The sequence below is a fragment of the Atribacterota bacterium genome, from assembly GCA_028717805.1.
Lineage (GTDB): Bacteria > Atribacterota > Phoenicimicrobiia > Phoenicimicrobiales > Stramentimicrobiaceae > Stramentimicrobium.
In genome coordinates, this window is record JAQUNC010000052.1 from 1 (window position 1) to 11,590 (window position 11,590).

Consider the following 11,590-nt stretch of genomic DNA (forward strand, 5'->3'; position numbering starts at 1 on the left):
AAAAGAAGGGTATTTGATGTGTATTTTAAGCTATCATAGTCTTTTCTAACCTGTAAGGTAGGTCTACCTGAAACCAGGAACATTTTGGCAGCAGAAAAAAGTACCCACAAAAATTTGACACAGACGATGAACTAGGTTTTCTTGAAACTTTTTTAATAATATAATATAATCTAATATGATTTAATCATTAGAAGTTATTCTTACCATTTAGTAAAGGGGGTGAGGGTATGGCAACTATAATAGTAAGAGAAGATGAAGAATTTGATCACGCTTTAAAGCGTTTTAAAAAAGAATGCCAGAAAAGTGGGATTATTTCTGATATTAAGAAACATGAATATTACGAAAAACCCAGCGAAAGAAGAAAAAGAAAATTAATAGCAGCTCAAAGAAAAAAGAAAAGGAGAGGTAGATATTAATTGGTTGAAAATGATTCCCTGGAGATTCGAATAATTAATGATTATCAAAAGGCCTTGAAGGAAGGTAGGAAGAATGAAATATCATTTTTACGTTTCATTCGTTCAGAAATAAAGAATAAAGAAATTCAAAAAAGGGATACCTTAAATAATGAAGAAATAGTTAAAGCATTAAGGTCTTTGTTAAAAAAAGAAAGGGAGGCACTGGATTTTTTCATCAATGGTAAGAGAGAAAAATTAATAGAAAAAACCAAAGAAGAAATAACTATAATTGAAAAATACCTGCCAGCGAATCTTTCTTTAAAAGAAATTGAAAAGATTTCTAGGGAAATTATTTCTAAAAATAACCTGGGAAATGAAAAAGACTTCAATATTGCCATTAAATTAATCATGAATGAAATTAAATTTCATGCTGATGGTAGAATGGTTAGTGAAGTTGTAAGAAAAATTTTAAACAAAAATGCTTCTTAATAATTCTTTCTGAAAGAAGAGAGACCTGGCTTTTAAAAACTGGGTCTTTCTTTTTTTATAGAAAATATTTTCTATATTTTTCTTTATATATTTTACGAAAAATATATAAAACTAATTTTATCTGAAAAGATTGATGAAAATAATTGAATTGTAAGATATAAAAAAATCGGTTATAATATTTTGCCATTATCATTTAAGATATGCTAACTGACTATTTTTTATCTTAAGTTCATAGTAGTAATTATCAAAATATAGATAAAAAGTCGAAAGGGAAAATAGTATAACAAGAAATGATTAAGGAAAAACTAACTTTATATTAGAGGTTTTTAAAGCCGTTTAATAAATGATTTGTGGTCTGTTTAACTATAGAAACAAACTTATTTGATGGACGGTGGAATGTGATAACTAATGTATGAACATTTAGTTTTAATTAAAAGCGAAAATGAATTGAGAGAATTATTTGGTCATCTTGATACAAAGGTTAATTTTATCTGTAAATCATTATCTGTAAATATTTCCACTAGAAACAGTAATCATATCATTGTTTTCGGTAACAAAAAGAATGTTAAGCAGGCAGTTATGTTAATCGAAGACTTATTAGCCATTATTCGAGGAGGAAATCCAGTCAATTTAGCAGAAATTAAATATCAGATAGAAATGATAAAGGAAAATTATTTCTTTCAGTTAAATGAGTTATATAATGTGGAGATAGAGGTTTTTAAGAAAGATAAAATAATTAGACCAAAAACTTTTGGCCAGAAGGAGATATTAGAAAAGATAAATAATAATGATATCTTGTTTGTTATTGGCCCAGCTGGTACCGGAAAGACATATCTAGCAGTTGCAATTGCTATTTCTGCTTTAAAGAAAAAAGAGGTTGATAGAATTATCTTGGTTCGTCCAGCGGTAGAAGCCGGCGAAAGCCTTGGATTTCTTCCTGGTGATTTAATGGAAAAAATCAATCCTTATTTTAGACCTTTATATGATGCAATATACGAAATGATGCCTTCAGAAAAATTTAAAAACTTTTTAGAGCGTGGAGTTATTGAAATTGCTCCCCTTGCCTACATGAGAGGAAGAACATTAAATAATTCTTTCATTATACTAGATGATGCACAAAATACAACCTTAGGGCAAATGAAGATGTTTTTAACCCGGTTTGGTTTTGGATCAAAAATTATAATAACCGGTGATATAACCCAAGTGGACTTACCTCAAAAAACTAATTCTGGTTTGATTAGTATAGCTGAGATATTGAAAGATATCAAAGGCATTGCCTTTATTTATCTAGAAAAAAAGGATGTAGTTAGACACAGATTGGTTAAAGAAATTATTCTTGCTTATGAAAATGCTTATAAATATGATAAAAAAAATATGAAAAACTCTGAACAATATAATTTTAAACATGAAAATAGATAAAACTAATAGAAAAAATATTAAAATATTTCAAAAAAGCTTTTTACAAAGGTTACTATTTTTTTGCCTGATAATTATCATTATAACTTTCATTTTATCAATTAATTTCATTTCTGGTAAAATTCTTCTAAAAGTGGGAGAGGTTGCTCCAAGAGACATTACTTCCCCGGAAACGATTGAAATTATTGATAAAAAAGCTACTGAAAAGCTAAAAGAAGAGACTGAAAAATCAACTCGTGAGCTATTCAGTCTAAATTTAGCCAGTATAGAAAATGTAGAGAAAGAATTATCTGATTTTTTTTCAGATATAAGAGGGCTTAGAAAACTATATAACACTATTATAGAAAAACAGATCAGGAATAACCAAAAATCTGATGAAATAATTGACTACTCATTAATTAATAATGATTTAGAATTGATAGCTGAAAAGTATTCATTTGATAGAGAAAACTCAATAATAAGTTTAATGAAATTAGATCAATTTTCGCTGGAAGAGATTGAACGAAATGTAAACCTATCAATAAAAAGAATTATGCAACAGGGTATTAAAGAAAATGATATAGAACAAGCAAAAAAACAAGTTATCAGAGAAATAAATGAATTATCCGCTAATCCCTATAATGCTCTCTTAGCAGGAGAAATTGGAGAAAATTTTTTAAGAGCAAGTCTTTTTTTAGACGAACAAGCTACTCAGGATAGAAAACAAGAAGCAGTTGCTGCAGTAAAAGATGTCAAAAATATTATCAGAAAAGATCAAATTATTATTAGAAAGGGTGAAATTGTTACTGATGAACATATTGAAAAGCTAGAAGCCTTAGGATTACAAAATCCAATAGTGCGTTTCAAGAATATATTTGGTTTACTTTTCATCAATGCAATATTAATTTTTTTATTAAGCTTGTATATTTTTACTTATCATAAGGAAATTTATTATGATATTACTAAACTAATATTATTAGGGGTAATATATCTTGCTATAATATTTTTGGCTAAGATAGCTAGTGAAATATCGGGATATCTAATACCAGCTGCTTTTGCTTCCATGCTTATTGCTATAACTCTTGATTCAAGATTAGCTTTGTGGATGACATTCCTTATCAGTTTTAATGTTGGATTTATCTTTTTAGGCGATATAAATTATATGATTGTTGCTCTAGCTGGAGGTTTAATAGCAATTTTTAGTATTAGAAAGGCTACCCAACGTTCTAGTTTAACGCGTGCTGGCCTTTTTATTGCTATGATTAATATTTTATCTATCATTGCTCTTGGTTTAATTCACAGGAGTGGCTCTGAAGTTATATTACAAAACAGCATGTGGGGTATATTGAATGGATTCATCTCTGCTATTTTAACTATTGGCATTCTGCCTTTTTTGGAAAGCTTCTTTGATATATCTTCTTCTTTTAAATTAATGGAATTATCAAATCCTAACCAACCTTTACTAAAACAATTATTAGTTGAAGCTCCTGGAACTTATCATCATAGTGTGGTAGTAGGTAATCTGGCAGAGGCGGCAACTGAAGAGATAGGAGCAAATTCTTTGTTAGCACGTGTAGGTGCTTACTATCATGATGTGGGAAAATTAAAAAGACCTTATTTCTTTGCCGAGAATCAAGAAGCTTATAAAAATACTCATGATGATCTAGAGCCTAGCTTAAGCGCTTTGGTCATAGCTTCTCATGTCAAGGATGGAATAGATATGGCCAGAAAGTATAAATTACCTAAGTCAATTGTTGATATAATTAATCAACATCACGGAACAGGGATTATCAGTTATTTTTATCATCGTGCCTTACAAACAAATGGAGATAAATCTAGTGAAGTAAATGAAGAAAGCTATCGTTATTCTGGACCAAAACCTCAAAGCAAAGAGGCAGGAGTAATTTTACTTGCTGATATGCTTGAAGCAGAAGCCAGAACTTTAAATAATCCTACTGCTACTCGGATTAAGAATTTAACTCAAAATGTTATTAATAGAAATTTAGTTAACGGTCAGCTTGACGATTGTAACCTAACTTTAAGAGAATTAAATAGAATTAAAGATGTTTTTTCCAGGATTTTAACCAGTATGTTTCATAATAGAGTAGAGTATCCTGACGAAGAATTAATAAACAAATTAAAGAAGGAACGTTCTCAAAGTGAAAGTATTAATAAAAAACAATCAGAAACAAATAATAAATCTTCAGATACTGAAAAAGACATTGCTGAAGGCAATGAAATTAATGAATCAAAAAAAAACTAGTGAAATAAGCCTTCTACTTACTGATGATATACGAATTAAAGAATTGAATAAAAAATACAGAAATGTCAATACTTCTACTGATGTTTTAGCTTTTAGTCAGGTTGAAGAAAAAAATAATGATCCTTTATTTAACAATGAAAAAGAATACCTATTAGGAGATATAGTAATTTCAGTTGAAACAGCCCAAAAACAGGCAATTTCTTTTGGTCATTCTTTACAATATGAGTTAATGCTACTATCGATTCATGGTTTTCTACATCTGCTCGGGATTGATCATGATTATGAAAATAAAACAGATAAGATGAAGGCATTAGAAAAGGAAATTATTAATAATATATCATTAGGTAGAAAGGATATTAATTAAGTTTTAGTTACTTCTCTTTAGTTCTTCTAAAATTGGCACCATGTTACGCTATCTATATCTCCATATTACAACAACAGTATTTTTTAATTCCAGATTAAATTGTAATGCTTTTTAAAAGTTGAATTTTTGCTAAAAATAATGCATAATATTAATATAATAGATTGTTAAGAAAATATACGGAGAGGAGTGATAAGAAACAAAATATACCTTTAATCTATTTTTTGTCCAATAAAAATTTTTTTGGAGGTTATTTAAATCTATGAAAAAATTACTCACATTTTTAATCCTTGCTACTTTAATTTTAACATTCAGTGTAAGCAGTGTAGCTCAACAAAAATTCCTTGCTATAGCTACCGGTGGAACGGGAGGAACCTATTATCCATTGGGCGGTGCTCTAGCCCAATTACTTTCTAATCAAGTGGAAGGTTTAATTGTAACCGCACAGACTTCTGGTGCCTCAATTGCTAATTGTAATTTAATTGCCCGTCATCAAATTGAAACTGCCTTTTCCCAGGCTAATACAACATATTGGTCCTATACCGCTACCGGTCTCCAGACTGGGCAACAAGCAGTTACTAATTTAAGAGGAATTGCCTCTTTATATCCCGAAACAATTCATATTGTTGCCACTAAAGCTTCTGGAGTTAAATCAATTGCTGATTTAAAAGGAAAAAGAGTAGGAGTTGGTGCTCCCAATAGCGGCACAGAAGCCGATGCCAGAATTATTTTAAATGCCCATGGTCTTACCTATGATGATATGAGTATTGATTATATTGATTTTAATGAGGTAGCTGATAGATTAATCGATGGTCAGATAGATGCCGGATTTGTTACTGCTGGTTATCCTACTTCCAGTATTATAAATATTGCTACTATTCGTGACCTTGTTTTGGTACCTGTGGATTTGGAAGTAGCCGAAAAATTAATTGTAGAAATACCCTATTATGGAATTACTGAAATTCCTGCCGGTATTTATACTGGTGTAGAAGAACCAGTGTTAGCCTTAGCTACCCCGGCTCTTTGGATCTGTGATTCGCAATTAGATCCTACTTTGGTTTATAAAATGACTAAGGCTCTATGGGAAAATATAACTATACTAGCTCAAGTACATGCTCAAGGAAAGAATATTACACTTGAAACTGCTTTAGCTGGAATGGCTATACCACTTCATCCAGGTGCTGAGTTATATTATAAGGAAATTGAGCTAATAAAATAATTTAGGTCTATGCCTGATTGATATTTGTGAAGGAAATCCGGGGAACATTATATTATTTATGATAATTGTACCCGGATTTCTTTATCTAATAATTATTTTAAATAATATCGAAGATCTTATAATAATGAATATAAAAAATAAAAAAGACCATTTTTATGAAAAGTAAATTATATTTATATTTTTATTTCTTTGTGCTATCATTAGCAATAATATCCATTATTTTTATGGTAAATAATTTTTTTTATATTATAAATATTAAGACATTTCCTGATGAAAAAATAATTTTTCAAAAAATAATTTCTCCCAATCAAAAAATATCCTTAGCTTATATTCATTCTGTCGCCCAAACTCCTGTTTGGGAATTTTTTGAAATAGATAATGAGGGTAAAATGATACTCACCGAAACCCATTTTCATGATCACGGGGCTGGGCTCCCATATGCTGCTTTTGAAAATGAAATCTTTGTGAGAGAAGACCACAAGTTTAAAATAAAAAATATGCATAGGGAAATAGAACTCCCATTATATTACAGGATTTATCAAGACCGAGGAAATATTTTTGTTTTTGATAAGCAAGAAATTAATTTATCAGATACAATTGGAGATTCCTTATTACTAATTGATATAAAACGATTAAATGTGATTAGATATTTTTTGGAATATTTAAGAGTTTAGGAGAAGATGTATGAAAAATAATTTAGATAATAAAATTGAATCTAAAAATAATAGTATTTTAAGTGATGAAAAAGAAAAAATCGATGTGCAAAAATTGTTAGAACAGTATGATAGCGAATCTAATGTAAGAAGGCCAATAGGTTTTATTGCTATAGTTATTTCGATCATAGCTATTAGCATGTCCTTGTTTCATTTTTATACTGGTGGATTTGGACTCTGGTTAGCATTAAAACAAAGGGCGCTACATTTAGCCTTCGCTTTAGCACTAATATTTCTACTATACCCAACAACTAAAAAAGGCATTGGTAGTGATAAATCAAAGGTACCCTTTTTCGATATAATATTATCCCTGGTGGGAGCAGCAACGAGCTTATATTTGATAATATTTTATAAAGAACTTGTATTTAGAGCTGGATTACCAAGTAACATTGATCTTCTTATGGGTGGAATTACCATATTATTAGTATTAGAAGCTACCAGGAGAGCAATTGGTCCGGAATTACCAATAGTAGTAATAGTATTTTTAATATATTCTTATTTTGGTCCCTACATGCCTGGATATTTTGCCCATAGAGGATATTCTTTAGAAAGAATCATTGAACATCTGTATATGCAAACAGAAGGTATTTATGGTATTCCTTTGGGAGTATCTTCTTCTTTTGTTTTTCTTTTTATCCTTTTTGGTTCTGTGTTAAACAAAACTGGAATGGGAAAATTTTTTATCGATCTATCGATGGCTTTAGCCGGACATACTACAGGAGGACCTGCTAAAGTTGCAGTTATTGCCAGTGGTTTTATGGGATCTATTAATGGCAGTTCTGTGGCTAATGTTGTTACCACCGGAAGTTTCACTATTCCTTTAATGAAAAGTATAGGGTACAAAAAAGATTTTGCCGGAGCAGTGGAGGCTGCTGCTTCTACTGGTGGACAAATAATGCCTCCTGTTATGGGTGCCGCAGCATTTGTTATGTCTGAATTTTTAGAAATACCATACATAAAAATAGCTGCTGCAGCAGCTATTCCTGCTATCATTTATTATATTGCCGTTATGACTATGGTTCATTTAGAGGCATGTAAATATAACTTGAGAGGATTGCCAAAAGATCGATTACCTAAAGCAAAACTGGTATTAAAGGAAAAAGGCCATCTTTTATTACCAATCTTGGGACTGGTATATCTGTTGGTTAGAGGTTATACAGCTCTATTTGCTGCCTTTTGGGCTATCGTAATGAGCTTGGCGATAAGTATGCTCAAAAAAGAAACAAGGCTTAACTTAAAAAATTTTTTTGGTGCATTCGAAGATGGAGCTAAAGGTGCTTTAGGAGTAGCAGCAGCTTGTGCCTGTGCAGGTATGGTAGTTGGTGTTGTAACCTTAACTGGTTTAGGTTTAAAGATTGCCAGTGGTATAGTGTCATTAGGAAGAGGAAATTTATTACTCACCTTGTTCTTTACTATGATAGCCTCTATTTTATTAGGAATGGGTTTACCTACAACTGCAAAATACATAATTTTATCTATTATGGCAGCACCTGCCTTGGTACAATTGGGTGTTCTACCTTTAGCAGCGCACATGTTTATTCTATATTTTGGAGTGATTGCCGATTTAACACCCCCAGTAGCTGTAGCTGCTTATGCAGGTGCTGGTATATCTGGAGGCAATACTATGAGAACAGGCTTTATTGCTGTAAGACTAGCCGTTGCAGGTTTTATGATTCCATATATATTTGCTATTAATCCTGGATTGATGGGATTAGAAGGCTCTGCTTTACATACTATTCAATTAATGTTTACCTCCTTAGCAGGTGTTTTGTCTCTTGGTGCAGCTGCTGGTGGTTTTTTATTAGTTAAAACACAGTTCTATGAGAGAATTTTGTTACTCATTAGTGCCATATTGCTTATATCGCCTGACTTAATAACTGATTTAGTTGGCCTTTCTATCTTAATAATTGTTTTATTTTTACAGTATAAAAAACAAAATCAGCAAAAAGCCTAAATATGAATTGGACGTAAGTTTTAAAATTATCAAAATGGGAGATTTAAAAGAAACTAAAAATAATATTTTTCTTCTAATTATAATATTATTAGTTTTTTATCTCTGCAGTGAAGTCCTTTATGCTGATGATTTAGTAAAAAATAGACCTGTTGCAGTGATGATTGGAAATTCTCCTAAAGAAAGAAATATTCAAAAAGGGATTGAAGGGGCAGATATAATTTATGAAATTGAAGTAGAATATCCCTTTACTAGATTAATGGCTCTTTATTTTGGAGATAATGAGACAGTTGTTGGACCTATAAGAAGTAGTCGTTATTACTTTTCAAGAATATCTATTGAATGGTCACCAATTTTTGTTCATTGTGGCGGACAAAATTTAAAAAATGAAAATGTTCTAGATATAGATGAGTTATCATATCACTTTCTTTTCTGGCGTGATGAAAAGATCGGTGGATGGATCAACCTATTTACTGATATCAGTAAATTAAAAAAACAAATAAATAAGGATAGCTTTTTAAGTCTAAATAATTCCACAAGTCATAATTTACTTAATTTTAATGTACACTCACTAAATAACAAAAATCAAGTTAATAGAATTTCTATAAAATATAATGAAGATTATATAATTAGTTATCAGTATGATCCGTATGAGAAGTTATATTATCACTATATAAACAATGCATCACATGCTATGCTAAAAAATCAAAAAAAGATAAAAGTATCAAATATCATTATTCAATATGTACCAATTGAGAAAATTAAGGGAGATGAATTAGGGAGAGTTCAGGTTGAATTGATTGGAGAAGGAATAGGGAAATACTTTCATTCAGGAGATTATCAACCTATTAAATGGATTAAACAAAACAAATATGATCAAACTTATTTTTTTGATAGTACTGGATCACCAATAGTACTCAATAAAGGTTTAACTTGGATTTATATATTATCTTTAGATAATGAAGTATGGTTTAAATAAAGAAAAAAGGTCAGATAAATGAAAGATTTTTTTCAACAATTAATAGACAGAGCCAGAGAAGCAAGATTAAAAGCTTATACACCTTATTCTCAATTTAGAGTAGGTTCAGCTGTATTGACTGAAAATGGTACAATCTTTACTGGTTGTAATATTGAAAATGCTTCGCTTGGCATAACAATTTGCGCTGAACGAGTAGCTATCTATAAAGCTATTTCTGAAGGATTTAAAAATATCAAAGCAATTGCCATAATAGGGGATACCGAAGACCCTTGTCCGCCATGTGGAGCATGCCGACAGGTAATGATGGAATTCGCACCTAATATGGATGTAATAATGAGCAATCTTCAAAACAAAGTTAAAATTAGGAAAGCAAGAGAACTACTTCCTGATGCATTTAATGGTAGCACATTTCATCAATAATATTACATTATCAAAATTATTTCCTATTTCTCTTTGAATAATATTTTGACAACAATTAAATATTATTTTGATTTCAACAGAAATATTTATGATTAATAATATTTATTATATTCTTACTTGTAGTCCAAATAGAGAAATAATATTTTAGTAAATCAAAATAAAAAGAAAATAGTAAAAAGAATTAAGTAAATTCTCACTCTGCATCTTCTTAATTCCTGTATCATAAAAACAAGAGGAGTTTTAATTTAATGAATCGTTTATTTCGAACAGAGGGAATAGTACTAAGGAGTATAAAATTGAACGAGGCTGATAAAATTGTAACTATTTTTAGTAGTGACTACGGAAAAATTAGAGGAATTGCCAAAGGAGTGAGGAAAACAAAGAGCCAATTTGGTAGTAGTATGGAAAACCTCACTATAGTTAAACTGTTACTTTTTAAGGGTAAAAGTATTAATATTATAAGCCAATCAGAGATTATTAACTCTTTTTTTTCACAATGCAAAGACCTATTTCGGTATGGACTGGCTATTCATTGTACAGAAATTATTGATAAACTATCAGTTGAAGAAGATCCTAATATGAAATTATATAATCTTTTTAAAAATCTTTTATTACTGCTCAGAGATGATAAAAATCCAATTCTTTTAGTTGAATCATTCAAATGGAAACTTGTTACTCTTTTAGGCTATCAACCTGATTTAAAAAGATGTATTCATTGTCATACCTTGGTTGATAAGGAAAAAAATTACATTTTTGATATAGCAAGAGGTGGGCTTAGTTGTTTGAAATGTCAGGAAAAAATGGATTATTATCAAATAAAAATAACTAACTATCATATCAGGTTAATACAAAGAATTATTGAGGTCAATTTAGAAAGAATTCATAACAAAAAAATTGATCAATCTATCCTATATGAGCTTGGTAAAATTACTGACATGTATCTGGTTTATCATTTTGAAATAGAAAATCGAAGTAAACAATTTTTAAACGGACTAAAAGAATTAAAGTAAATATGTCCATAGCAAGTGCTTTGAAATAAAAAAAGTATATTTAATTTTACTTTTATTATAATGTTTTATTTTTTTCTTTCTTGTCAATTCAACACTAAAATTAATATTTCATTATATTAAAATCATGCTTCAATTGAAACAATATGCCAATCACTTGTTTTTAAGGAAAACAGTTTTAAATAATAATTACCACTTTCAAAAAGACAATTTTAATGCCTTATCAAACTATTACAAAATTTATAAATAAAATTATTCAAATTAATAGTCATGTACTAATTTCGAGTAGTGTTAACAGTTTAGTTTAAAAAAACTGGTCATGCATGTTGTCTTTCCTATAGAATATAGTTGATAAAACAAAATCTAATAGGAAGGAGAACAGCACACATGACCATAGA

11 protein-coding genes are annotated in these 11,590 nt (G+C 29.9%); all 11 read left to right on the top strand.

Annotation, left to right across the window (positions count from 1 at the left end; all coding sequences use genetic code 11):
* The first annotated feature begins 227 nt into the window (after positions 1-227).
* On the top strand, positions 228-416 hold the full coding sequence (gene rpsU / locus PHD84_09515) for a 30S ribosomal protein S21 (protein MDD5638034.1): 189 nt from the start codon (positions 228-230) through the stop codon (positions 414-416).
* Positions 417-884: a GatB/YqeY domain-containing protein gene (locus tag PHD84_09520; GenBank protein ID MDD5638035.1), complete on the top strand. Its 468-nt coding sequence runs from the start codon at positions 417-419 to the stop codon at positions 882-884.
* A gap of 408 nt (positions 885-1,292) precedes the next feature.
* The gene (locus PHD84_09525; GenBank protein ID MDD5638036.1) at positions 1,293-2,303 is read left to right on the top strand and encodes a PhoH family protein; all 1,011 of its coding nucleotides are present in this window, start codon (positions 1,293-1,295) and stop codon (positions 2,301-2,303) included.
* The gene (locus PHD84_09530) at positions 2,290-4,542 is read left to right on the top strand and encodes an HDIG domain-containing protein (protein ID MDD5638037.1); all 2,253 of its coding nucleotides are present in this window, start codon (positions 2,290-2,292) and stop codon (positions 4,540-4,542) included. Before PHD84_09525 ends, PHD84_09530 begins: the two co-directional genes overlap by 14 nt.
* On the top strand, positions 4,514-4,906 hold the full coding sequence (ybeY, locus tag PHD84_09535) for an rRNA maturation RNase YbeY (protein MDD5638038.1): 393 nt from the start codon (positions 4,514-4,516) through the stop codon (positions 4,904-4,906). The genes PHD84_09530 and ybeY overlap by 29 nt, the downstream gene beginning before the upstream one ends.
* 259 nt (positions 4,907-5,165) lie before the next feature.
* Entirely contained in the window at positions 5,166-6,122 is a 957-nt protein-coding gene (locus tag PHD84_09540) for a TAXI family TRAP transporter solute-binding subunit (GenBank protein ID MDD5638039.1), read from the top strand.
* 155 nt (positions 6,123-6,277) lie between these two features.
* Positions 6,278-6,796 carry a DUF1850 domain-containing protein gene (locus tag PHD84_09545; protein MDD5638040.1) on the top strand — a complete coding sequence of 173 codons (519 nt, stop codon included), beginning with the start codon at positions 6,278-6,280 and terminating at the stop codon, positions 6,794-6,796.
* Between the two features lie 10 nt (positions 6,797-6,806).
* Positions 6,807-8,789 (top strand): TRAP transporter permease, encoded by a 1,983-nt coding sequence (locus PHD84_09550; GenBank protein MDD5638041.1) that lies wholly within the window; start codon positions 6,807-6,809, stop codon positions 8,787-8,789.
* A 34-nt stretch (positions 8,790-8,823) separates the two neighbouring features.
* Positions 8,824-9,765: a DUF3048 domain-containing protein gene (locus PHD84_09555; GenBank protein ID MDD5638042.1), complete on the top strand. Its 942-nt coding sequence runs from the start codon at positions 8,824-8,826 to the stop codon at positions 9,763-9,765.
* 18 nt (positions 9,766-9,783) lie between these two features.
* A complete protein-coding gene (cdd, locus tag PHD84_09560) occupies positions 9,784-10,185 on the top strand; it encodes a cytidine deaminase (protein ID MDD5638043.1) in 402 nt (133 codons plus the stop codon).
* Positions 10,186-10,433: 248 nt separating this feature from the next.
* Positions 10,434-11,195, top strand: coding sequence for a DNA repair protein RecO (gene recO, locus PHD84_09565; GenBank protein ID MDD5638044.1), 762 nt, complete (start codon positions 10,434-10,436; stop codon positions 11,193-11,195).
* Positions 11,196-11,590 lie beyond the last annotated feature (395 nt).

Excerpts from the sequence above, each read along its gene's own strand:
- PHD84_09545 (MDD5638040.1), top strand. The coding sequence starts at position 6,278 with ATGAAAAGTAAATTATATTTATATTTTTATTTCTTTGTGCTATCATTA.
- ybeY (MDD5638038.1), top strand. The coding sequence starts at position 4,514 with ATGAAATTAATGAATCAAAAAAAAACTAGTGAAATAAGCCTTCTACTT.
- PHD84_09530 (MDD5638037.1), top strand. The coding sequence starts at position 2,290 with ATGAAAATAGATAAAACTAATAGAAAAAATATTAAAATATTTCAAAAA.
- PHD84_09540 (MDD5638039.1), top strand. The coding sequence starts at position 5,166 with ATGAAAAAATTACTCACATTTTTAATCCTTGCTACTTTAATTTTAACA.
- PHD84_09550 (MDD5638041.1), top strand. The coding sequence starts at position 6,807 with ATGAAAAATAATTTAGATAATAAAATTGAATCTAAAAATAATAGTATT.
- rpsU (MDD5638034.1), top strand. The coding sequence starts at position 228 with ATGGCAACTATAATAGTAAGAGAAGATGAAGAATTTGATCACGCTTTA.
- cdd (MDD5638043.1), top strand. The coding sequence starts at position 9,784 with ATGAAAGATTTTTTTCAACAATTAATAGACAGAGCCAGAGAAGCAAGA.
- recO (MDD5638044.1), top strand. The coding sequence starts at position 10,434 with ATGAATCGTTTATTTCGAACAGAGGGAATAGTACTAAGGAGTATAAAA.
- PHD84_09555 (MDD5638042.1), top strand. The coding sequence starts at position 8,824 with ATGGGAGATTTAAAAGAAACTAAAAATAATATTTTTCTTCTAATTATA.
- PHD84_09525 (MDD5638036.1), top strand. The coding sequence starts at position 1,293 with ATGTATGAACATTTAGTTTTAATTAAAAGCGAAAATGAATTGAGAGAA.